A 22,613-nucleotide genomic window follows, 5' to 3' on the forward strand; every position below is an offset into this window, starting at 1 on the left:
CGGGCACCGCGGGGGCGCCCGGCCGCTGTCGGATCAGTCGCGGGGCTTCTCCTGCATCTCGTACGTCGTGATGACGTCACCGATCTGCAGGTCGTTGAAGGATCCCAGGTTGATGCCGCATTCGAAGCCCTCGCGGACCTCGGTGACATCGTCCTTGTAGCGCCGCAGGCCCGCGATCTCGAGGCTCTCGGTGACCACGACACCGTTTCGGGTGATGCGCGCCTTGCCGCCGCGCCGGATGAGACCGCCGCGCACGATGGAGCCGGCGATGTTGCCGAACTTGGAGGAGCGGAAGATCTCGCGGATCTCCGCCGTGCCCAGCTCGACCTCCTCGTACTCCGGCTTGAGCATGCCCTTGAGGGCCTGCTCGATCTCGTCGATGGCGTTGTAGATCACGTTGTAGTACTTGATCTCCACGCCCTCGCGGTCGGCGTACTCGGCGTTCGGGCCCTCGGCCCGGACGTTGAAGCCGATGATGATGGCGTTCGAGGCCACGGCGAGGTTGACGTTGTTCATCGTGATCGCGCCGACGCCACGGTCGATGATGCGCAGGTCCACGCCCTCGCCGACATCGATGCCGAGCAGCGCCTCCTCCAGGGCCTCGACCGAACCGGCCGCGTCGCCCTTGATGACGAGGTTGAGCGTCTCGACCTTGCCCTCGGTCATCGCCTTGTTGATGTCCTCGAGGCTGACGCGCTTGCGGGCCTTGGACAGGGCGGCGGCCCGCTTGGCGGACTCCCGCTTCTCGGCGATCTGGCGGGCGGTGCGCTCGTCCTGGGCGACCAGGAAGTTGTCACCGGCGCCGGGCACGTCGGTCAGACCGAGCACCTGCACGGGACGGGACGGACCGGCCTCGCGGATGGCCTCCCCGTTCTCGTCGAGCATCGCGCGGACTCGGCCGTGGCCGATGCCGCAGACGATCGCGTCGCCGACGCGCAGGGTGCCCTGCTGGACGAGCACGGTGGCGACCGGGCCGCGACCGCGGTCGAGGTTCGCCTCGATGGCCACGCCGCGGGCCGGCTTGTCGGCGACCGCCGTGAGCTCGAGAGCGGCGTCCGCGGTCAGCAGGACCGCCTCCAGCAGCGCATCGATGTTCTGGTTCTCGCGGGCGGAGACGTCGACGAACATGGTGTCGCCGCCGTACTCCTCGGCGATCAGGTTGTACTCCGTCAGCTGCTGCCGGATCTTCTCCGGGTTCGCACCGGGCTTGTCGATCTTGTTGACCGCGACCACGATCGGCACGTTCGCCGCCTGGGCGTGGTTGAGCGCCTCGATGGTCTGCGGCATCACGCCGTCATCGGCGGCGACCACGAGGATCGCGATGTCGGTGACGTCGGCACCACGGGCACGCATGGCGGTGAACGCCTCGTGGCCCGGGGTGTCGATGAACGTCAGGGCGCGCTGGTCTCCCTCGTGCTCGATCTGCACCTGGTAGGCGCCGATGTGCTGGGTGATACCGCCGGCCTCGCCGGCGCCCACCTTCGACTGGCGCACGGTGTCCAGAAGCCGGGTCTTGCCGTGGTCGACGTGACCCATGACCGTGACGACCGGCGGGCGGGGCTCGCGGTCCTCCTCGTCCTCCTCGGCGAGCTCGGCATCGAGATCGATGTCGAACTGCTCGAGCAGCTCGCGCTCCTCGTCCTCCGGGGAGACGATCTCGATCTTGTAGCCCAGCTCCTCGCCGAGCAGATCGAAGGTCTCCTCGTCCAGCGACTGCGTGGCCGTGGCCATCTCACCCATCGCGAACAGCACGGTGATCAGCGAGGCGGGATTGACGTCGATGCGATCGGCGAAATCGGTCAGCGAGGCGCCGCGGCGCAGACGGATCGTCTGGCCGTTGCCGCGCGGGATCGAGACGCCGCCCGGCGCGGGCGCCTGCATCTGTTCGAATTCCTGACGCTTCGCGCGCTTCGACTTGCGCGAACGGGCGGGCTTGCCGCCACGGCCGAAGGCACCCTGGGTGCTGCCGCGACCGCCGCGGCCACGAGGACCGCCGCCACCGGGACCGCCGCCGCTGGGGCCGCCGGGGCGACCGCCGGGACCGGGACGTCCGCCGCGGCCGCGGGAACCGGCGTCACCGCCGGGCTTGGCGTCGGCGAGACCACCGTGGGAATGCTGACGCATGATGCCGGGGGTGGGCATCCCGGGACGGGGCGCGCCGCCGCCGGGACGGGGGGCGCCTTCGCGAGGCGTACGCGCGCCGGAATCGGCCTGGTCGCCGCCGCGGCCCTGTCCCTGGGGGCGGGGTCCGCCCGGTCGCGGCATGCCCTGCGCGCTGGCGAAGGGGTTGTTGCCAGGGCGCGGGGTGCCCTCACGCGGGGGACGGCCGCCGCCCTGGCCCGGCTTGCGGGAACCGGGGCGCGGCATGCCCTGCGAGCTGGCGAACGGGTTGTTGCCCGGACGCGCGCCGCCGGGACGGGCCGCGGGGCGTTCGCCGCCGGGCTTCGGGGCGGGCGCGGGGCGCTCGCCACCGGGCTTGGGGGCCTTGCTCTGCGGGGTCGGTGCCTCGTCGCGGGCGGCCGCGGGCGTCGCGCCGGCGTCGTCCTGGGGGGCGGGCTCCGGGGCAGGTGCCGCGGGCTTCTCGGCCGCGGGGGCCGGCTGCTGCGAGCTCACCGGCTCTGCCGGGGCATTCTTCGCCGCAGCGGCGGGCTTCGCACCGGGCTTCGGCGCACCGCCGGGCTTGGGCGTGCTGCCGGGCTTGGGGGAGCCGCCTGAGGTGCGGCCGCCGGCGGGGGCGCCGGAGCCGCTCTTGGCGGAGTCGCCGTCGCCGTTCTTGGCGGGCAGCTCCTGGCGCAGGCGGCGGGCGACGGGGGCCTCGACGGTCGAGGAGGCGGAACGAACGAATTCGCCCATGTCCTGCAGCTTCTGCAGAACGATCTTGCTCGGGTGTCCGAGCTCCTTGGCGAGCTCGTGGACGCGGACCTTAGCCACATTTCTCCTGTCTCGGTCCGGCCGACAAGAGGGCGCGGACCATTAATTCCTGAGGGTGCTCATGAGCGAGTACTCATCGGATGTCCATGGGTTCTTCTACCTGTTCCACGTTCGGGGGGTATCGAAGTTCTCGAGATCCCGGGGTATCAGCCCGGTGTCGACCGCGCCGCGGAAGGACCGGGCGAAGCCGCCTCGCCGCAGGGCGAGGTCGAGGCATGCTGCGTCGGGGTGGAGCCACGACCCGCGACCGGGTGCCGACCCGGTGGGGTCGACGCGGACGCGTGGAGCGGCACCGTCGGGAGCAGGCTCCCGGACCAGGCGCACCAGTTGCTCGCGCGGGGCCACCTGGCGGCAGCCGACGCACGTGCGCTCGGGGCGATGAGGTGCGGAGTGGGCGACCACGCCTTCACCTCCGTTCCGAGCGAGTCCGCCTGGGGGCCGGCGACCGGTGGGAGGCTCAGCACCCGCTCATCGATCGCTCACCACTGGGCGAACAGCCTGACCAGTCTAGCGGACACGCCCGGGATCAGCCGTACCCGCGAGGCGTGGCACACACCTCACCCGTCGTCGGGCGTGGTCTCAGCCTTCCGCCGTGGCGATCCGGGGCTCCTGCTCCTCGTCGGTGTGGATATCGATCTTCCATCCGGTGAGCTTCGCCGCGAGACGCGCGTTCTGCCCGTCCTTGCCGATGGCGAGCGAGAACTGGCCGGCCGGGACGACGGCTCGCACGGCCCGGCCCACCTCGTCGATGACGGTCACGCTGGAGACCTTCGAGGGTGAGAGGGCGTTGGCGACGAAGGTCGCGGGGTCCTCGTCGAAGTCGACGATGTCGATCTTCTCCCCGCCCAGCTCGCTCATCACCGCGCGGACCCGGGCGCCCATGGGGCCGATGCAGGCGCCCTTGGCGTTGATCCCGGGAGCCTTCGCATGGACCGCCATCTTGGTGCGGTGGCCGGCCTCGCGGGCGAGGCCGGTGATCTCCACCGTGCCGTCGGCGACCTCGGGGACCTCGAGCGAGAACAGCCGGCGCACGAGGTTGGGATGCGAGCGCGACAGCGTGATCTGCGGCCCCTTGGGGCCCCGTCGCGCCTCGGTGACGTAGGCCCGCAGGCGGCGCCCGTGCGAGTAGTCCTCGCCCGGGACGCGCTCGTGCGGAGGCAGCACGGCCTCGACCTCGCCGAGGTCGACCAGCACCATGCGGGGGTCGCGCCCCTGCTGGATGATGCCGGAGACGATGTCGTCGGCCCGGTCGGCGTACTCGCCGAGCACGGCTTCGTCCTCCAGGTCGCGGATGCGCTGGAAGATGACCTGGCGGGCGGTGGAGGCGGCCACGCGCCCGAAGTTCTCGGGGGTGTCGTCCCACTCCTCGACGATGTTGCCCTCGCTGTCGAGCTCGCGGGCGATGACGGCGACCTCGCCGGTGCTCTCGTCGATGATCACCTCTGACTCGCGCACCGGGTGATCGGTGTGGAGGTAGGCGGCGTGCAGCGCCGAGCGGATCGCTTCGAGCAGGACGGGCAGGCGGATGTCGCGCTCGCGCTCGAGCGCGCGCAGGGCACCCATGTCGATGTCCATCTCAGCTCTCCTTCGGGGAGGTCGGGTCCGCGTCAGCGAGCAGCTGCGCGAGGTCGGCGGGTGGATCGAACTCGACTTCCACACGCGCGGAGGCGAGGTCCTGGACCGGGATGTCCAGTCGTTCCGTGGTTCCGGGGGCGCGCCGCTTCGGGCGGCCGCGGTCGTCGCGGCCCGGTTCCTGGCGCAGCCGCAGGGTGTTCTCGGCGGTGACCGCGAGCAGGCGCGCGCGCAGCTGCGTCCCGTCGGACGTCGTCAGGCTCAGCAGCCGGCCGCGCGAACGACGGAAGTGCCGCGGGGCGGTGAGCTCCCGGTCCACACCGGGCGTCGTGACCTCCAGGACGGCGGGATCAGGACCGAGCAGGGAGTCATCGGCGTCGATCAGCTCCGAGAGCTCGCTCGAGGCCTGGGCGACGGTGTCGAGGTCGGCGCTGCCCAGCTGATCCTCGGGCAGGTCCACGACGAGGCGGACCTCCGCCGTGCCGCTGCCGCCCGTGATCACGATGTCCTCGAGCACGAGATCGTGGGCTGCCAGGACCCGACCGGCGGTCTCCCGCAGGATGGTGTGGTCCGGGGGACCATCGAGGGCGCTCATCGCTCGCTCACCTCCTCCTGCCTATGGGTACCTGTGCCTGCCGCACGATGTACCGCGCGGCAGGGATGGACCCAGGATAGTGTCCGCACGCCGCCGGTGCCTCCAGGGAGGGCTCCGATGCGAGAATCCTCCTGTGATCCTTCCCCGCGACCCGCGTGCGGCACCGAGCGCCCTCACCCGGCGCGGGGTGCTGATGGCGGGCGGCGCGGCCGCCCTCGCGCTGGCGGTGCCGACCGGACTGGCAGGCTGCGGGCCGATACGGGTCGGCGGGCCCGCGACCTACACGCCCCCGCCGCCGGGAATCGACGATCTCTACCGCACCGACCTGATCGCCGTGCTGGACCGGGCGATCGCGGGGACCGACGCCCTGGTCGGCGGCGCAGCGCCCTCCGACCCTGCGCTCTCGGACGCCCTGGGAGAGCTGACCGCCGCCCTGCCGGCCCAGCGCACCGGACTGCTCACGGGCGCCCAGTACGAGCGGGAGCAGGAGGCGGCGAGTGATCCCACCCCGGGGCAGACGTCGGCCCCTCCGCCCGCTGACGCCCCGACCGACGCCGCCGGCCTGGTCGACACCCTGGTGGAGCTGCGGTCCCTGGCGACCAGCGCCTCCCGGCAGGTCTCCGGGTCCCTCGCCCGGCCGGTCGCCGCGATCGCCGCCCACACCGAGTGGAGCGTGCGACGACTCCACCTGGCCGCCGATGCGGGCGAGGTCCCGGCACTGCCTGCGGCCGAGGAGATCGTGCCCGGCCGTGAGGTCCCGGAGACCGATCCGCCGTCGATCGGCGCGGAGACGGACTACCACTCGAGCATCGAGCGCGCCCAGCAGGAGGAGTGGTACGCGGGCTACGTCCACGAGGTGCTCGCCGCCCGCAGCGAGGGTGAGGATCGCCAGTGGCACCTGACGCTGGCAGAGCGCCATCGGACGCGTGCCGGGGACCTCGGGGCCATCGCCGAGGAGGACGGCTGTCCCGTGGTGGGGCGCCAGGCGGTCTACGCCCTGCCCGGCGGGACCCTGGACGACCGCACGGCCGGTCAGCTGCCCGCGCTGCTGGCGCGCGGACTGCTCGTGGACCACGTCTCCCTGGTCGGGGCCGCCCCGTTCGCCCGCCGCCCCCTGTCCATCCTCGCCGCGATGGAGGAGGCCGACGTCCTGGTCGGCAGGACTGAGAGCCTCGAGCCCCTGCCCGGGGTGCGCGTCGAGGAGGCGCCCGTCAGCGACGGCGGCTGAAGCCCGGCGGGGCTCAGCCCTCCCGGACGATCCCGACCACCGTCTCGACGACGCTGTGCGGAGCGATCTCGTCGACGGCCCCGCTCGCGCGGTCGCGGACCTCGACGACGCCGCTGGCCAGGCCCTTGCCGACCACCACGGAGGTGGGCAGGCCCAGCATCTCGGCGTCCTTGAACTTCACGCCCGGGGACACCTTGGGACGGTCGTCGTAGAGCACCTCGAGTCCGCGGGCCTCGAGCTCGCTCGCGATCCGCTCGGCCTCCTCGGCGATCGCCGGGTCCTTGCCGGTGGCCATGACGTGCACGTCGGCCGGTGCCACCGTCCGCGGCCACACCAGGCCCTTCTCATCGTGGCAGAGCTCGGCGATGGCGGCCACGGCGCGGGTGACGCCGATGCCGTAGGAGCCCATGGTGACCACGGCCGTCTTGCCGTTCTCGTCGAGCACCCGGAGATCCAGCGCCTCGGCGTACTTGCGGCCGAGCTGGAAGATGTGCCCCATCTCCATGCCGCGCGTCAGGCGCATCGGGCCGGACCCGTCGGGAGCCGGATCGCCGTCGCGGATCTCGGCGGCCTCGATGGTGCCGTCGGCGTGGAAGTCCCGGCCGAAGACGAGGTCGTAGACGTGCTTGCCCTGCTCGCCGGCGCCCGCGACCCAGGAGGTGCCCGGCACCACGCGGGGATCGACGAGGTAGCGGATCTTCGAGGCGGATTCGAGCCCCAGCCCCTCGGGACCGATGTAGCCCTTGGCCAGCACCGGGTGCGCGGCGAAGTCCTCGTCCGTGAAGGGGACGGCGATGGCGGGGGCCACCGCGGCCTCGAGCCGCTTCTCGTCGACCTCCCGGTCTCCCGGCAGCGCGATCACCAGCGGCTCGGTGGAGCCGTCGGGGAAGGTGAGGCGATAGACGAGGTGCTTGAGCATCTCGTAGCGCGTCCACTCCCCCGACTGTGTGGTCGGCCCCTTGCCGGGGAACGCCTGATTCGAGAAGTCGGTGAGCGCGGCGATGGTGTTCGCCCCCGGGGTGTCCTCGACATGCATGGCGGGCAGGGCGGCGATCTCGGCCTCGTCCAGAGCGGGCGGCGCCGGGGTGGTGACGGCCTCGACGTTCGCGGCGTAGCCGCCGTCGGAGACCACGAAGGTGTCCTCTCCGACGGGAGTGGGATGGAGGAACTCCTCGGAGCGGGAGCCGCCCATCGCGCCGGCGTCGGCCTGGCAGATCACGGTGGGCAGGCCGAGGCGCTCGAAGGTGCGCTGGTAGGCGCCGCGCTGCTTCTCGTAAGAGGCATCCAGACCGGCGTCGTCGATATCGAAGGAGTAGGCGTCCTTCATGATGAATTCGCGGGTGCGCAGCAGGCCGGCGCGGGGACGCGCCTCGTCGCGGTACTTGGTCTGGATCTGGAACAGCATGGCCGGGAGATCCTTGTACGAGTTGTACAGGTCCTTCACGGTGAGCGTGAACGCCTCCTCGTGCGTGGGGGCGAGGAGGTAGTCGGCCTGCTTGCGATCCTGGAGACGGAACAGCGTGGGTCCGTACTCCTCCCAGCGACCGGTGGCCTCGTAGGGCTCGCGCGGCTGCAGTGCGGAGAAGATCAGCTCCTGCCCGCCGATCGCCTCCTGCTCCTCGCGCACGATCGCCTCGACCTTGCGCAGCACCTTCAGCCCGAGCGGCAGCCACGTGTACACGCCCGGGGCGCTGCGGCGGATGTAGCCGGCGCGCACGAGGAGCTTGTGGCTGGCGACCTCGGCGTCGGCCGGATCCTCCCGCAGGGTGCGGACGAACGACGACGACAGACGGATCATGGAGCAGGCCTTTCGACACGGGCGGGTCGGCGCCGCCGTCACCGGCCGCGCACGCGGGCCCCATGGTACTGGGCAGGGCGCGGCGCCCCGCCCCGCGCGGCCTGCTCGTAACCCCGCGCAGTACCCTGAGGGCCGGCTCTCGCAGAGGGAGGTGAGCCATGGAGACGTCATCGACCGGCCCCTCCGGAACGGGACCGCGAGAGCCCGGCTCGCCGTTCGCCCTGCCTCCTGCCCCGTCCCGTCGCCGCCTGCTGCGGGGCGTCGGCGCCCTGGCCGCCGCCGGCACCCTCGGCGCGGGCGGTTATCAGGCCTACCGTGTCCTCCGACCCCCGGCCGACCCGCGCACCGTCATCCCTCTGTACTCCGGGACGGTCGCCTACGACGCGACCGGGCAGCGGGTGCTCGTGGGCGCAGCGGGCGTCGAGGCCGCGCTGCGCCCCGGGACGCGCCTGACCGCGGACGTGCCGGGAGGGTCCGCGGCGGCGGAGCGCTCCGAGCAGTTCTGGAGCGTCACCGCGCCCTGGCGCTCGCGCGTGGAGGCCCACGGATCGATCCCCGCGGAGATCGCCGATCTGGCCGGTTCCGCCCTGGCTGACCTGTGGGTGCTCTGCGACGACCTGCCGGCCCCGGTGGCCGCCTGGACCCCGTACTGGCGGTACGTGTGGCCGCGCGATGCGGCTTTCTGCGCCGTCGCCCTGGCCAGGGTCGGCCATGTCGACCACGCCGTGCGGATCCTCGAGCACCTGCAGTCGATCCAGCCCGCCGAGGCCTGGTTCGAGGCTCGCTACGTCCCCGGCACGGACCGGGCACCGGATGACCGCGAGCGCCAGTTCGACGGCACCGGGCTCGGGCTCTGGGCCGCGGCCGAGGTCGCCGACGCCGGCGGCGAGGCCCGCCGGGGCGAGATCGCCCAGCGGCTCTCCCGGCTCATCAGCACCTCGCAGCGAATCCTGCTGACCGCCACCCGAGACGGCGAGGGGATGCCTCCCGCCTCCCCCGACTACTGGGAGGTGCCCGAGCGCCGCGTGACGATCGGGATCATGGCCAGCACTCTCGCCGGTCTCCGGGCCGCCGGCACGCTCACCGGCGAGGACCGTGCACTGCGTGCCGCAGACGCCTTCTCGAGCCTGCTGGCCAGCACGTTCGGTGCCGGTGGCTTCCAGCGCTACCGGCGCGGCGGCGGGCCGGACTCGGGTCGGGCGTTCCTCGACGCGACCGGGTGCCACGGGCTCGTCGCGCCGCGGCAGCTGCGCTCGCTGCGGGCGGACCTGGCCCGACCCGCCGGAGGCATCGCCCCCGGTGCCTCATGGCGCGAGGACGGGATCAGCTGGACACCGTCGACGAGCCTGCTCGGTCTCGCTCTGGCCCGCGCCGGCGAGTGCGATGGCGCCCGCGAGATCCTCCACTGGGTCGCCGCCCACCGCACTCTCGACGGCTCCGTGCCGGAGAAGGTCCTCTTCGACGGCCGTCCCGCCGCTGTGGCCCCGCTCGCCTGGACCGCGGCCAACGTCCTGCTGACCATCGACGCGCTCGCCCGTGCCTGATCCGCCCGATCGGGCCGTGCCCGGTGAGTGCCGCTGACCGCCTGCACAGCGTGCCATCGGGGACCGCCGAACGGCCCGTGGCCGGCGTTGCTTGACACACACGACGCGGTCCGTAGCATGGGCGTGTAATCGATTACCAACGAGGGTAAGAGCGAGGACACTCGCCCCGGTCGGAGGCAATGACGCTGGTGGAACACGATTCGACAACTGCGCACGGAGCGCGGGACGACACTGTCGGCAGCCGACCGCCGCTCCTGGAGGTCCGAGGGGCGGTGAAGACGTTTCCCGGTGTACGGGCCCTGTCCGAGATGCATCTCGAGCTGCACCCCGGCGAGGTGCTCGCTCTCGTCGGCGAGAACGGAGCCGGCAAGTCCACGCTGATGAAGCTGCTGGCCGGCGTCCACGCGCCGGATGCCGGTGAGTTCCGGTATCTCGGCCGCCCGCTGGCCGTGCGAGGCCCGCGCGATGCCGCGGAGCAGGGACTGGCGATCATCCACCAGGAGCTGAACCTGATGCCGGCCCTCACCGTCGCCCAGAACATCTTCATCGGACGTGAACCGGTACTCGGCAGGTTCCTCACCCGCCCGTCGCGATTGCACGCACGAGCTCGGGACCTGCTCGATCGCCTCGGGATGGCCCTGGATCCCTCCGCCCCCGTCGCCTCGCTCTCCGTGGCCGAGCAGCAGATGGTCGAGATCGCCAAGGCGCTCTCCTACGACGCCCGGGTGCTGATCATGGACGAACCGACGGCCGCCCTCACCGAGCGGGAGGCCGACGCGCTGCACGAGCTGGTCCGGCGGTTCATCACGCCGGAGACCGGCGTCATCTACATCTCCCACCGGATGGAGGAGCTGGGGCGCATCGCCGATCGCGTCCAGGTCATCAGGGACGGCGAGTTCGTCGACACCTTCCCCATGGCCGAGGCCTCCGTCCAGGACGTCATCACCAAGATGGTCGGACGCACCCTTCCCGCCGAGACCGGCCCACAGGACGTGCGGCACGATCGCCCCGTCATCCTCCGGGCCGACGGACTCCGGAGCCTGCCCCTGGTGAGGGACGTCTCCTTCGATCTGCGCGAGGGCGAGATCCTCGGTGTCGCGGGCCTCATGGGTGCCGGCCGCACGGAGATGGCCCGGGCGCTGATCGGATCGCTCCCCCGGCAGGCCGGGACGATCACCTATCGGGGCCGGCGGATGCACTTCGGCTCCCCCGCCCAGGCCGCGCGGCACGGGATCGGCTACCTCCCCGAGGACCGCAAGCAGCTCGGCCTGCTGCTGGAGCACTCGGTGCAGAAGAACATGGAGCTCTCCGCCCTCGGCGACCGCTTCCACAGCGCCGGCTTCATCCGGGACGGCGCTGCCCGCCACGCCGCGGAGGACCAGCGCCGGAGACTGCGGATCAAGACGCCTGACCTGCAGCGGCAGGTCAAGAACCTCTCCGGCGGCAACCAGCAGAAGGTCGTGCTGGGCCGGTGGTTGATCAAGGACTGCGACGTGCTGATCGTCGACGAGCCCACCCGCGGCATCGACGTCGGCGCCAAGGAGGAGATCTACGAGCTGCTCCAGGACCTGGCCGCCGCCGGCAAGTCGATCGTGGTGATCTCCTCGGAGCTGCCGGAGGTGCTGCGCCTGGCACACCGCGTCGTGGTCATGGCCGAGGGCCGCGTCACCGGCGTGCTGGAGGCCGATGAGGCCGATTCCGAATCCGTCATGGCCCTGGCCACCACCCCTGAACCGACCGTCACGACGCCGCGCGGCGGCGAAGAGCGAGGAGAACGATGAGCACCGCCACCACCGCCGGGACGAGTTCGGAGCCCACCACGGCCGAGCGCGGATCCGCCCTGAAGAACCGGCTCCAACAGCTGCTCGCGGCCGGAACCCTGGCCCTGATCTTCGTGGCCTTCTCCATCGCCAGCCCGGCCATCTTCCCCACCTGGGGAAATCTGGTCACGATCCTGTACTCGACGGTCGTGATCGGGCTGCTCGCCCTCGGCGTCACGTTCGTGATCTCCACCGCCGGCATCGACCTCTCCGTCGGCACGGGCATGGCCCTGTGCGCCGTGATGAGCGGCATGTTCATCGTGAACTGGGGGATCCCCGTGCCTCTCGGGATCGTGCTGGCGATCCTGTTCGGTGGGCTCATCGGACTGGTCAACGGCATCAATGTCGCCGTCCTGGATCTGCCACCGTTCATCGCGACGCTGGCGATGATGATGGTGGCCTCCGGACTCGCCCTCGTGGTCTCCGGCGCCGCTCCGATCTACTTCGAGAGCTCCGCCTACATGGGCTTCTCCACCGGCACGCTCCTGCCCTCGATCCCCAACGCCGTGCTGGTGCTGCTGGTGGCGGCAGTGGTGGCCGCCGTGCTCATGTCGCGCACGCTGCTGGGCCGGTACACCATGGCCATCGGCTCCAACCGGGAGGCCGCCGCCCTCGCCGGCGTGCCGATCAAGAAGTGGCTGATCATCGTGTACGTCGTGGGCGGGCTGTTCACCGGACTGGCGGGCGTCATGATCTCGGCCCGGCTGGGCTCGGCGCAGCCGGCCACGGGCATGGGCTATGAGCTCGATGCGATCGCCGCCGTGGTGATCGGCGGGACGTCGCTCTCCGGCGGCCGCGGCACCATCGTCGGCACCGTCATCGGTGCCCTGATCATCTCCGTGCTCACCAACGGACTGCAGATCCTCTCGATCCCGCAGGAATGGCAGGACGTGCTGCTGGGAGCGGTCATCCTCGTGGCCGTGTTCATCGACCGGCTGCGCAGGCGTTCGGAGCGGGCGTCATGAGGCCGACCCGCAGAACCGTCCTCGCCGGTGCGGCCACCGGCCTGCTGCTGCCCGCGGCCGCCTGCACCAGCGGCGGCCGCGACGACATCCGGCACATCGCCCTGGTCTCCAAGGGCTTCCAGCACCAGTTCTGGCAGGCCGTGCGGCGCGGTGCCCGGGCGGAGGCCGAGGAGCAGGGGGTCGAGATGACCTTCGAGGGCCCGCCGTCCGAATCCGATATCGAGGCCCAGATCACGATGCTGCAGAACGCGGTGACGCGGAACCCCGACGCCCTCGGGATCGCGGCGCTGGACTCCCGGGCGGCCGCCCCCGCGCTGGAGGAGGCCCGGGCCAAGGGCATCCCCGTCGTCGCCTTCGACTCCGGGGTGGAGTCCGACATCCCGGTCTCCACGGTCGCCACCGACAACCGGGCCGCGGCGCGGGAGGCCGCCAAGCACATGAGCGAACTGATCGGCGGGCAGGGCCAGGTCGGCATCGTCGCCCACGACCAGGTCTCGCTGTCCGGCACCGACCGGCGCGACGGATTCCTCGAGGGCATGAAGGAGTTCGGGCCGGACGTGGAGATGCTCGAGGTCCAGTACGGGGAGGGCGACCAAGCCCTCTCGGCGAACATCGCCCGCTCCCTGGTCACCGCGAACTCGGAGCTGCGCGGACTGTTCGGCACCAATGAAGGCTCCGCGATCGGCATTCTCAAGGGCGTCCAGGAATCCGGTGCCACCGATCTCGCGGTGATCGGTTTCGACTCCGGCCGGGCCCAGGTCGAGGCGATCGAGGCCGGGGAGATGGCGGGCGCCGTCACCCAGGACCCGAAGACCATGGGGGCCCTGACCGTGCGTACCGCGCTGAGCGCCGTGCGTGGTGAGAGCATCGAGCCGATGATCGACACCGGGTTCCTCTGGTACGACGCCGCCAATCTCCAGGACCCTGAGGTGCAGCAGGCGATCTATCTCTGAGCTCTGACCGCTCGGAGAGCTCGGACGGCGAGTGGGGCGGCTCAGAACAGGATCGTGGTGAGCTCGCCGACCTGCCGGAACCCCGCGGCGGCATAGGCCCGCCGGGCGGGCTCGTTGAAGTCGTTGACGTACAGCGAGACCTCCGCCGCATGGTCGCGGCGCACCTGATCGACCAGATCCGCCATGGCCGCGCGGCCCAGGCCACGGCCCCGCTGACCGGGGCGCACCCACACCCCGTGGATCTGGGCGACCGGACCGAACAGGGCGCCGACGTCGGCCTTGAACACCACGCGGGAGTCGTCGAAGACCACATAGGTGCGCCCCTGGCGGATCAGGGCGGCCACGCGGGCCCGGTAGGAGCGTCCGGAATCGCCGTGCAACGGGTCGACCCCGACCTCCTCGCGGAACATCGCCACGGCGGCAGGGAAGACGGCGTCCTCCTCCCCCGGCAGTGCGGGGCGCAGACCCGATGGGGAGGTAGCCGCGGTCGCCTCATCCGCCACCAGCAGCGGCTGGCTCCAGCGGTACTCGCGGACGTCGCTCCCCCAGGCCGCGGACAGCGGCGCCCACAGCTTCTCGACGGCGGCGCGGTCACCCACCACGGAGCTGGCTCGCCGCGACCGGGCGGCCATGTGCCGGCCGAAGTCGTCCAGCGCCAGGTCCGTCGCGGACATCGGGGACAGGTTCACCCCGTGCCACAGCAGGCCGACGGGCGCGTCCTCGTCGCCGGCCAGGGAGAACTCCTGGGAGACCGTCTGCGTCCGGCCGACCTCATGCAGCCTCGCCCCTGCGAGCGCGTTGGTCACCGGATCGGTGAGCGCATGCGCGAGAGCGACCTCGATGCCGCTGGGGCGGACCGCTCGGATCCGCCCTCCGCGCCGGAACACGGCGGGCTCAGCTGACGGAGACGGTCGGTGCCCCGGCGGCGACGGCCTCCCCGCCGTCGGCCTCGGCCGCGATCCGGTTGGCCTCGGCCAGCAGGGTCTCGACGATCTCGTCCTCAGGGACGGTCTTGATGACCTCACCCTTGACGAAGATCTGACCCTTGCCGTTGCCGGAGGCCACGCCGAGATCGGCCTCGCGGGCCTCGCCGGGCCCGTTGACGACGCAGCCCATGACGGCCACGCGCAGGGGGACCTCGAGATCCTTCAGGCCCTCGGTGACCTTGTCGGCCAGCGAGTAGACGTCGACCTGGGCACGGCCGCAGGACGGGCAGGAGACGATGTCCAGCTTGCGGGGCTTGAGGTTCAGCGACTGCAGGATCTGGTTGCCGACCTTGACCTCCTCCACGGGCGGAGCCGAGAGGGAGACGCGGATGGTGTCGCCGATGCCCTCGCCGAGCAGGATGCCGAAGGCCACGGAGGACTTGACGGTTCCCTGGAAGGCGGGGCCGGCCTCGGTGACCCCGAGGTGCAGCGGCCAGTCGCCGCGCTCGGAGAGCTGGCGGTAGGCCTCGACCATGATGATCGGATCGTTGTGCTTCACGGAGATGCCGAAGTCGTGGAAGTCGTGTTCCTCGAACAGGGAGGCCTCCCACACCGCGGATTCCACGAGCGCCTCGGGGGTGACGCGGTCACCGGTCATCATGCGCTTGTCGATGCTGCCGGCGTTGACGCCGATGCGCAGAGCCGTGCCGTGCTCCTTCGCGGCGGCGGCGATGTCGCCCACCTGGTCGTCGAAGCGACGGATGTTGCCGGGGTTCACGCGGACTCCCGCGCAGCCCGCCTCGATGGCGGCGAAGACGTACTTGGGCTGGAAGTGGATGTCGGCGATCACCGGGATCTGGGACTTCGCCGCGATCGCGGGCAGCGCATCGGCATCCTCCTGGCGCGGGCAGGCCACGCGCACGATGTCGCAGCCGGCGGCGGTCAGCTCCGCGATCTGCTGGAGGGTGGCGTTGATGTCGTGCGTCGGCGTGGTGGTCATCGACTGCACGGTGATCGGCGCGTCACCGCCGACGTACGTGCTGCCGAGTTTGACCTTGCGCGTCTTCCGGCGCGGTGCGAGCACCGTCGGCGGCTGCTTGACGGACGGGATCCCGAGGCTCACTGAAGTCACTCCTCCATTATGGACTCCTGCGGCAGAGGTGGAAGGCGAGCTATGACACCTCCACCGCACCTGCACGAGCCCGCCGCGCACCGCGGAGCCCCGCCGCCCCTCAGGGGAACAGCGTGATGGGCTCGACGATGTCCGCGTAGAGCAGCAGCACCGTCATGAGGATGAAGGCGATCGCGACCGCGTTGGTCAGCGGCAGCAGCCGTGACATGTCCACCGGCCCCGGGTCCGCTCTCCCGCGCAGCCGTGCCAGCAGGCGCCGGATGCCTTCGACCAGGGCTCCGGCCACATGGCCGCCGTCCAGCGGAAGCAGCGGCACCAGGTTGAACACGAACAGCGCCATGTTCAGGGAGGCGAGCATCGAGATCATGGTCCCGGTCTTCTCGCGCAGCTCGAACCCGGGCTGGTCGGCGGAGGCGACCTCGCCGGCAAGTCGAGAGACCCCGACCACGCCGAGAGGGCCGTCGGGGTCCCGCTCGGCGCTGCCGAAGGCCGCCTGGGCCACCTCGTAGAGCCGCACGGGCAGGGTGAGGATCAGCGCCCCGGTGCGGGTGAAGGCGGACCACGCCATCTCGGGCACGACGGCCGGGGACTGCGGGACCAGTTCCCGGGTGCCGGAGACGCCGAGGAAGCCGACCTGCTCGGTGACCAGATCCCCGTCCTCGTCGTAGACCGCGGAGCCGTCCTCGTCCAGCACCGGTCGCGCGTCCACGATCGGGGTGGCCTCGAGGGTGAGGATCTCGCCGTCGCGCTCGATGACGACGGGCACGGTGCGGTCGCCGCTGGCGCGGACCGCCGAGGTCACGTCGGACCAGGTCTCGATCTCGTGGCCGTCGATCTCACGCAGGGTGTCGCCGGGCCGGATACCGGCCGCGAGGGCCGGGGCCTCGGGCCTGCCCTCGCAGCTCGCGTCGGCCGGAGCATCGGCAGGGACCACGCACTCGGAGACGGTGTCGACGGTCGGGGTGATGGCGGGCAGACCGATCCCGGTGACCATCACCGCCATCAGCACCACGGAGATCAGCAGGTTCATGGCGGGCCCGCCGAGCATCACCACCAGCTTCTTGGGCACCGAGAGGGCCACGAAGGTGCGGTGGGCGTCCTCGGGTCCGTACTGGGAGGCCTCGTACGCCTTGGCCTCCTGGGACATCTGCGCCATCTGCTGGACGAGCCCGGTGGAGTCCTCCCGGATCGTGCCCTCCGGCTCCCCCTTGTGCGGCGGGAACATCCCGATCATGCGGATGTACCCGCCCAGCGGGATCGCCTTGAGCCCGTATTCGGTCTCGCCGCGGGTGCGGGAGAAGACCGTCGGCCCGAAGCCGATCATGTACTGGGTCACCCGGACGCCGAACAGCTTGGCCGGAAGCAGGTGGCCCACTTCGTGCAGGGCGATGGAGATCGCGAGGCCGGCGGCGACGACCAGGACGCCGACGATGAACAGCAGGGCGCCGCTCATCCTCCGCTGCCCTCGATCAGCTCCCGTGCGGCGGCGCGAGCCCAGGCCTCCACGGCCAGGACGCCCTCGACGCCTCCGCTCGGCGTCGCCTGCGGACGCAGCGGGTGCGCGAGCACGGAGGTGATCAGCTCGGTGATCCCCAGGAAGGTCAGCCGTCCCTCCAGGAACGCGCTGACGGCCTCCTCGTTGGCGGCGTTGTACGCGGCCATCGCTCCTCCGCCCTCGCGGTGGGCGGCGCGGGCGACGGTGATCGCCGGGAAGGTGTCCTCGTCGACCGGTTCAAAGGTCCAGGACTGGGCGGTGGAGAAGTCGAGCGGAGCGGCCAGCCCCGGCAGCTTCTCCGGGTGTGCGAGCGCCCAGCCGATCGCGTGGCTCATGTCCGGGGGGCTCGCCTGGGCGATGGTGGACCCGTCGACCAGCGTCGCCATGGAGTGCACGATCGACTGCGGATGGACGACGACGTCCACGCGGTCCTCCGGCAGGTCGAACTGCAGGCACGCCTCGATGACCTCGAGCGCCTTGTTGACCAGCGTCGCGGAGTTGGTGGTGATCACGGGGCCCATCGCCCAGGTGGGGTGGGTGAGGGCCTGCTCGGGAGTGACCCCTTCGAGCTGCGAGCGGGTGCGGCCGCGGAAGGGGCCGCCGGAGGCGGTCACCACGAGGCGGTCGACCTGCTCGGGGCGGACCCCCGCCAGGGCCTGGGCGATCGCGGTGTGCTCGGAGTCGACGGGGAGGATCTGGCCGGGGGCCGCGGCCCGGGTGACGAGCTCACCGCCGACGACGAGGGATTCCTTGTTGGCCAGGGCCAGCCGGGCTCCGGAGGCGAGGGCGGCGAGGGTGGGCAGCAGGCCGACGGACCCGGTCACGGCGTTGAGGACCACGTCGCCCTCGCCGAGGCTCCCCGCCAGGTGGGCCACGGCGCCCTGGCCACTCTCGAGGCGGGGAGCGGAGATTCCCGCCGTCCGGCAGGCGGCGGTCACGGCGCGCTCGACGCCCTCGGCGCGGTCCGGGTCGGAGACCACGAGCCGCTCGGGGCGGTGGGCGAGGACCTGTTCGGCGACCAGCTCGGGCCGCGAGCCGCCGACGGCGAGGCCGTGGACCTGGGCGAGGTCCGGGTAGCGGGAGATGACCGCCAGGGTCTGGGTGCCGATGGAGCCGGTGGCCCCGAGCAGCACGAGCCGACGGGCGGGGCCCCCGGTCACGGCACGGAGGCCATCACGTCCGCGACGTGGTCCAGGTAGACGTCGACCACGGCCTCCCGGTATCCGTCCGGGCCACGGCGACGGCGGAAGGCGGCACGACGCACGTCGTCCACGCTCATCGGCAGCCCGTCGGTGAAGTAGGCGACCAGCTGATCGCACAGCGCGTCGACGTCGGCCCGATCGTAGGCCGGCTCCCCCTGGGGCGCCGGTGCGAACCGCTCCCCGGCGGGACGCTCCAGGCGCTCCTTGAGCATCTCGGCGCGTTCGGTGAGCTGGGCGACCCAGACGTCCTCGCCCTTCTCGGCGATGGCGTCGTCCCTGGCCTGCAGGGCGAAGGCGTCCGAGAGACGGTCCAGGGCCTCGTCGACCACGCGCATGTCATAGCCGCCGCGCTCGGTGCCGAAGCTGGCCGAGGTGATGTCCGCTCCGCTGAAGCCGGGATCGCGCCCCTCGTAGGCGGTGCGGGCGCGGGCGAGGAACTCGTCGACCTCGCGCATGTCGTATCCGACGCTGAAGCGAGAGACACGCTCGAACGATGTGCTCACCAGTGGATCCTTCCTCGGTGCTGTCGGTGTCCCACTGTAGCGGCGTGGGCGGTGGGGTTCGTGGACGTCGGCGCCGCGATCACTGGGCGCCGCCGGCGACGGCCTCGACGCGGGCGACCCGGGCCTCACGGTCCTCCCGGTGCACGTCGGTCTCGATGACCTCTGCGGCGAGCTGGCCGCAGGCTCCGTCGATGTCCGAGCCACGGGTGTCCCGGATGGTCGCCGAGATCCCGTTGTCCCGCAGGGTCTGGACGAACTGCTTCTCCACGAACGGATCCGACGCGGTCCACTTCGAGCCCTTGACCGGGTTCAGAGGGATCGGGTTGACGTGGACCCAGTGGGCGCCGCCGTGCGCGATCAGCCGATCCGCCAGCAGCTGGGCGCGGTGCGCCTGATCGTTGATGTCGCGGATCAGGGCGTATTCGATGCTGACGCGCCGGCCCGTGGTCTCGAAGTAGTCGTGGGCCGCCTCGAGGATCTCGTCGACGTCGAAGCGGGTGTTGATCGGGACCAGCTCGTTGCGCAGCGCGTCGTCCGGGGCGTGCAGGGAGACGGCGAGAGTCAGCGGGATCTTCTCGGCGGTCAGCTTGCGCACGGCGGGGGCGAGGCCGACGGTGGAGACGGTGATGTGGCGCGCCCCCATGCCGAAGCCCTCCGGGGCGGGGGCGTTCAGGCGCCGGCACACGGTCGCCACGGGCCGGTAGTTCGCCAGCGGCTCTCCCATCCCCATGAACACGACGTTCGAGACGCGGCCGGGGCCGCCGGGCAGTTCGCCGCCAGCGAGCAGCTGATTGGCGATGCGCACCTGCTCGAGGATCTCGGCGGTCGAGAGGTTGCGGGTCAGGCCCATCTGCCCGGTGGCGCAGAAGGGGCAGTTCATCCCGCAGCCGGCCTCGGAGGAGATGCACAGGGTCACGCGGTCGCTGTAGCGCATCAGCACCGACTCGACCATGGAGCCGTCGAACAGCTTCCACAGGAACTTCTGGGTGGCACCGTGGTCGGCGGACTGCCTCGAGACCACCGTCAGCAGCTGCGGGAAGAAGCGTTCGACGAGTTCCTCGCGGCGGTCCTTGGGCAGGTCGGTGAGGTCCGCGGGATCGGTGGTGAAGTGCTCGAAGTAGTGGACCGAGAGCTGCTTGGCGCGGAAGCCGGGCAGCCCCATCTCCTCGACGGCGGCGATGCGCTCGGCCAGGGTGAGATCGGCCAGGTGCGATGGCGGCTTGCCCCGGCGCGTGGGACGCAGCTGGAGCTGCCCGGGCGCCAGGGCGACCTTCTCGCCGGGCACGGCCTCGCGGGAGAGATCAGGGAGTTCGGGCGGGTCGGTGTTCGTGTTCATGGCAGCAGGACCTCCAGCATGACGTAGGTGGTGGGGGCGGCGAGCAGGACGGAATCGACCCGATCCAGCACGCCCCCGTGGCCGGGAAGCAGATGGCCCATGTCTTTGATCCCCAGGTCACGCTTGAGGAGGGACTCGGCGAGATCACCGCAGGTGGAGACGATCACCAGGACCACGCCGAGGATCACGCCCGTCCACCATGGCAGACCCAGGCCGAACGATCCGACGGCCGTGACCGCCGCAGTGCCCAGGATGAGCGAACCGGCGAACCCCTCCCAGCTCTTCTTGGGGCTGATGCCCGGGGCCATGGGATGGGACCCGAACAGGACGCCGCTGACGTAGCCGCCGACGTCGTTGCCCACCGGTCCCAGCACGGCCAGCAGCACCAGCAGCGGCCCCTGGTCCAGACCGAACAGCAGCAGGGTGAAGCAGCCCAGGAAGGAGACCCAGGCCAGGGCGAACACTCCCCCGGCGACGTCCCGCAGCGCGGTCAGGCCCATCGACTCCGAGGCCCGCCACACGATCAGCACGCACACCGCGACGGCCGTGGACACCAGCAGCCCCTCGACCTCGAACACGACGGTGGAGACCACCATGCCGATCACGCCGACCAGCAGCGGCACTGCCGCGACCCGCAGACCGCCCTGAGCCAGGGCACGGGTCAGCTCGAGCACGGCGAGCACCATCGTGACCGCCACCAGGACCGGGAAGGCCTGGGGCACGACGAACAGCGACGCGAGCAGCGCCGCACCGAGGCCGAGACCGACCAGGATCGCTGCCGGCAGGTCCCGGCCGGCACCACGGCGCTTCGCGCGCGGGGGCGCGCCGGTCACGCCCTCGGCCGCCTCGAGCGGCATCGAGGCGGCCGGGCGTGCGGAGCGGTCCGGGTCCGAGGTCACGAGGGCGGCAGGAGATCGAGGGCGACGTCAGATCGTCGCGAGCTCGGACTCCTTGGCGCCGAGCGCCTCGTCGATCTGATCGATGAACTTCTTGGTCACGGACTCGAGCTCCTTCTCGGCGCGGTTGCCCTCGTCCTCGCCGATCTCCTTGTCCTTGACCAGCTTCTCGATGCTCTTCTTCGCGTTGCCGCGGGAGCCGCGCACGGCGACGCGGCCGTCCTCGGCCTTGGTGCGGGCGAGCTTGATGTACTCCTTGCGTCGCTCCTCGGTCAACGAGGGCAGGACCACGCGCAGGTTGTCACCGTTGTTGGTGGGGTTCACGCCCAGGTCCGAGTCCCGCAGCGCAGTCTCGACCTGCCCGATCGCGCTCATGTCGTAGGGCGTGACGATGACGGTGCGGGCCTCGGGGAACTGCAGCGAGGCGAGCTGGTTCAGCGGTGTCGGCGCTCCGTAGTACTCGACCATGATGCCCTGGAACATCGCGGCGTTGGCCCGGCCGGTGCGGATGGAGCCGAACTCCTCCTTGGTGACCTGGACGGACTTGGACATCTTGGCCTCGGCGTCCTTCAGGATGCTCGCGGTGTCGTCGCTCACGGGATGCTCCTCGGTTCTCGGTGGGTGGTGGGATCCATTGTCCCGCACCGTCAAGGCGGGACTGCTGGGTGGACTCTTGCGCGGCGGGCACGCCCCCGCTCCCGGCCTCCGGGGAGGTCGGCGGCTCCGGGCCCCTCGGCCGAGCAGAGACCGCGGGGACGTCGGCCGCGGGGGGCTGGAGCCCTCGCGTGTCCGGATCAGTCGCTGGTGACCACGGTCCCGATCCGGTCCCCGCGCAGCGCGCGGGTGATGTTGCCGGGCGTGTCCAGGCCGAAGACCATCATCTGCTGGGCGTTGTCCATGCACAGGCTGAAGGCGGTGGAGTCGACGACCTTCAGACCGCGCTGGAGGGCGTCGTTGTAGGTGACGGCCTCGAGCTTGACGGCGTCGGGATTCGTGCGGGGATCGGAATCGTAGACCCCGTCGACGCCGTTCTTGGCCATCAGCACCTCTTCGCAGCCGATCTCCAATGCGCGCTGGACGGCGACGGTGTCGGTGGAGAAGTACGGCATGCCCGCGCCGGCGCCGAAGATCACCACGCGACCCTTCTCCAGGTGCCGCACGGCGCGCAGCGGGATGTAGGGCTCGGCGACCTGACCCATCTCGATGGCGGTCTGCACCCGCGTGGTCACGCCGCGCTGTTCGAGGAAGTCCTGGAGGGCGAGACAGTTCATGACGGTGCCGAGCATGCCCATGTAGTCGGCGCGCCGGCGGTCCATGCCCCGCTGGGACAGCTCGGCGCCGCGGAAGAAGTTCCCTCCCCCGACGACGATGGCGCATTCCACGCCCTGGGCGACACCCTCGGCGATCTCCGCGGCCACGCGCGAGACGACGTCGGGATCGACGCCGACGGCGCCGCCGCCGAAGGCTTCTCCGGAGAGCTTGAGGAGGACCCGGCGGCCGTCCTGCTTCTTCGGGAGAACGGGTATGGGGGACGTGAACGTCTGGGTCATGTCGGTCCTTCCGCGCGGGGTCCTCGGTGATGATACCGAGCCGGGGGGGGGGGGGGGGGGGGGGGGGGGGGGGGGGGGGGGGGGGGGGGGGGGGGGGGGGGGGGGGGGGGGGGGGGGGGGGGGGGGGGGGGGGGGGGGGGGGGGGGGGGGGGGGGGGGGGGGGGGGG

The 22,613-nt window shown here is 71.6% G+C and carries 19 protein-coding genes; 5 read left to right on the plus strand and 14 right to left on the minus strand.

Annotation, left to right across the window (positions count from 1 at the left end; translation table 11 throughout):
* Positions 1–33: 33 nt before the first annotated feature.
* The 4 genes from infB to rimP form a co-directional block, all read right to left on the minus strand.
* Entirely contained in the window at positions 34–2,931 is a 2,898-nt protein-coding gene (gene infB, locus AC5020_RS13195) for a translation initiation factor IF-2 (RefSeq protein WP_464988625.1), read from the minus strand.
* Positions 2,932–3,027: 96 nt separating this feature from the next.
* On the minus strand, positions 3,028–3,333 hold the full coding sequence (locus tag AC5020_RS13200) for a YlxR family protein (protein WP_377020379.1): 306 nt from the start codon (positions 3,331–3,333) through the stop codon (positions 3,028–3,030).
* Between the two features lie 177 nt (positions 3,334–3,510).
* A complete protein-coding gene (gene nusA, locus AC5020_RS13205; RefSeq protein WP_377020378.1) occupies positions 3,511–4,506 on the minus strand; it encodes a transcription termination factor NusA in 996 nt (331 codons plus the stop codon).
* Between the two features lies 1 nt (position 4,507).
* Positions 4,508–5,098: a ribosome maturation factor RimP gene (rimP, locus tag AC5020_RS13210; RefSeq protein ID WP_464988626.1), complete on the minus strand. Its 591-nt coding sequence runs from the start codon at positions 5,096–5,098 to the stop codon at positions 4,508–4,510.
* Positions 5,099–5,231: 133 nt separating this feature from the next.
* On the opposite strand from rimP, the gene AC5020_RS13215 reads away from it, so the two are divergent.
* Positions 5,232–6,326 carry a DUF4439 domain-containing protein gene (locus AC5020_RS13215; protein ID WP_464988627.1) on the plus strand — a complete coding sequence of 365 codons (1,095 nt, stop codon included), beginning with the start codon at positions 5,232–5,234 and terminating at the stop codon, positions 6,324–6,326.
* Between the two features lie 13 nt (positions 6,327–6,339).
* On the opposite strand, the gene AC5020_RS13220 is transcribed toward AC5020_RS13215, so the two are convergent.
* Positions 6,340–8,124: a proline--tRNA ligase gene (locus AC5020_RS13220; protein ID WP_464988628.1), complete on the minus strand. Its 1,785-nt coding sequence runs from the start codon at positions 8,122–8,124 to the stop codon at positions 6,340–6,342.
* A gap of 158 nt (positions 8,125–8,282) precedes the next feature.
* Here AC5020_RS13220 and AC5020_RS13225 point away from each other — a divergent pair, with 158 nt between their 5' ends.
* The 4 genes from AC5020_RS13225 (at position 8,283) to AC5020_RS13240 (ending at position 13,406) form a co-directional block, all read left to right on the plus strand.
* Entirely contained in the window at positions 8,283–9,668 is a 1,386-nt protein-coding gene (locus tag AC5020_RS13225; RefSeq protein WP_464988629.1) for a hypothetical protein, read from the plus strand.
* Positions 9,669–9,940: 272 nt separating this feature from the next.
* Positions 9,941–11,449 carry a sugar ABC transporter ATP-binding protein gene (locus AC5020_RS13230; protein ID WP_377794415.1) on the plus strand — a complete coding sequence of 503 codons (1,509 nt, stop codon included), beginning with the start codon at positions 9,941–9,943 and terminating at the stop codon, positions 11,447–11,449.
* Positions 11,446–12,453 carry an ABC transporter permease gene (locus AC5020_RS13235; protein WP_377794416.1) on the plus strand — a complete coding sequence of 336 codons (1,008 nt, stop codon included), beginning with the start codon at positions 11,446–11,448 and terminating at the stop codon, positions 12,451–12,453. Before AC5020_RS13230 ends, AC5020_RS13235 begins: the two co-directional genes overlap by 4 nt.
* On the plus strand, positions 12,450–13,406 hold the full coding sequence (locus AC5020_RS13240; RefSeq protein ID WP_377020371.1) for an ABC transporter substrate-binding protein: 957 nt from the start codon (positions 12,450–12,452) through the stop codon (positions 13,404–13,406). Before AC5020_RS13235 ends, AC5020_RS13240 begins: the two co-directional genes overlap by 4 nt.
* Positions 13,407–13,447: 41 nt before the next feature.
* On the opposite strand, the gene AC5020_RS13245 is transcribed toward AC5020_RS13240, so the two are convergent.
* The 9 genes from AC5020_RS13245 to pyrH form a co-directional block, all read right to left on the minus strand.
* Entirely contained in the window at positions 13,448–14,293 is an 846-nt protein-coding gene (locus AC5020_RS13245) for a GNAT family N-acetyltransferase (protein WP_377794417.1), read from the minus strand.
* Positions 14,294–14,300: 7 nt separating this feature from the next.
* Positions 14,301–15,464, minus strand: a complete 1,164-nt coding sequence (gene ispG / locus AC5020_RS13250) for a flavodoxin-dependent (E)-4-hydroxy-3-methylbut-2-enyl-diphosphate synthase (RefSeq protein ID WP_377020368.1) — start codon at positions 15,462–15,464, stop codon at positions 14,301–14,303.
* Between the two features lie 100 nt (positions 15,465–15,564).
* Complete coding sequence (locus tag AC5020_RS13255) at positions 15,565–16,917, minus strand: M50 family metallopeptidase (RefSeq protein WP_464988630.1); 1,353 nt, start codon at positions 16,915–16,917, stop codon at positions 15,565–15,567.
* The gene (dxr, locus tag AC5020_RS13260; RefSeq protein WP_377020366.1) at positions 16,914–18,119 is read right to left on the minus strand and encodes a 1-deoxy-D-xylulose-5-phosphate reductoisomerase; all 1,206 of its coding nucleotides are present in this window, start codon (positions 18,117–18,119) and stop codon (positions 16,914–16,916) included. The genes AC5020_RS13255 and dxr overlap by 4 nt, the downstream gene beginning before the upstream one ends.
* Positions 18,116–18,664: a DivIVA domain-containing protein gene (locus tag AC5020_RS13265; protein ID WP_377020365.1), complete on the minus strand. Its 549-nt coding sequence runs from the start codon at positions 18,662–18,664 to the stop codon at positions 18,116–18,118. The genes dxr and AC5020_RS13265 overlap by 4 nt, the downstream gene beginning before the upstream one ends.
* A gap of 79 nt (positions 18,665–18,743) precedes the next feature.
* Positions 18,744–20,000: a dual-specificity RNA methyltransferase RlmN gene (gene rlmN / locus AC5020_RS13270; RefSeq protein ID WP_377803337.1), complete on the minus strand. Its 1,257-nt coding sequence runs from the start codon at positions 19,998–20,000 to the stop codon at positions 18,744–18,746.
* The gene (locus tag AC5020_RS13275; protein ID WP_377794422.1) at positions 19,997–20,899 is read right to left on the minus strand and encodes a phosphatidate cytidylyltransferase; all 903 of its coding nucleotides are present in this window, start codon (positions 20,897–20,899) and stop codon (positions 19,997–19,999) included. Before AC5020_RS13275 ends, rlmN begins: the two co-directional genes overlap by 4 nt.
* 27 nt (positions 20,900–20,926) lie before the next feature.
* Positions 20,927–21,493 carry a ribosome recycling factor gene (gene frr / locus AC5020_RS13280; protein WP_377020362.1) on the minus strand — a complete coding sequence of 189 codons (567 nt, stop codon included), beginning with the start codon at positions 21,491–21,493 and terminating at the stop codon, positions 20,927–20,929.
* Between the two features lie 197 nt (positions 21,494–21,690).
* Positions 21,691–22,446: a UMP kinase gene (gene pyrH, locus AC5020_RS13285; RefSeq protein ID WP_377794423.1), complete on the minus strand. Its 756-nt coding sequence runs from the start codon at positions 22,444–22,446 to the stop codon at positions 21,691–21,693.
* Positions 22,447–22,613: the final 167 nt, after the last annotated feature.

The sequence above is a fragment of the Brachybacterium sp. SYSU DS0246 genome (assembly GCF_059391765.1).

What these genes read in the sequence shown, in the direction of transcription:
- nusA (WP_377020378.1), bottom strand. Translation starts at nt 4,506, where the DNA reads ATGGACATCGACATGGGTGCCCTGCGCGCGCTCGAGCGCGAGCGCGAC.
- rimP (WP_464988626.1), bottom strand. Translation starts at nt 5,098, where the DNA reads ATGAGCGCCCTCGATGGTCCCCCGGACCACACCATCCTGCGGGAGACC.
- AC5020_RS13220 (WP_464988628.1), bottom strand. Translation starts at nt 8,124, where the DNA reads ATGATCCGTCTGTCGTCGTCGTTCGTCCGCACCCTGCGGGAGGATCCG.
- AC5020_RS13225 (WP_464988629.1), top strand. Translation starts at nt 8,283, where the DNA reads ATGGAGACGTCATCGACCGGCCCCTCCGGAACGGGACCGCGAGAGCCC.
- AC5020_RS13235 (WP_377794416.1), top strand. Translation starts at nt 11,446, where the DNA reads ATGAGCACCGCCACCACCGCCGGGACGAGTTCGGAGCCCACCACGGCC.
- AC5020_RS13240 (WP_377020371.1), top strand. Translation starts at nt 12,450, where the DNA reads ATGAGGCCGACCCGCAGAACCGTCCTCGCCGGTGCGGCCACCGGCCTG.
- AC5020_RS13255 (WP_464988630.1), bottom strand. Translation starts at nt 16,917, where the DNA reads ATGAGCGGCGCCCTGCTGTTCATCGTCGGCGTCCTGGTCGTCGCCGCC.
- rlmN (WP_377803337.1), bottom strand. Translation starts at nt 20,000, where the DNA reads ATGAACACGAACACCGACCCGCCCGAACTCCCTGATCTCTCCCGCGAG.
- pyrH (WP_377794423.1), bottom strand. Translation starts at nt 22,446, where the DNA reads ATGACCCAGACGTTCACGTCCCCCATACCCGTTCTCCCGAAGAAGCAG.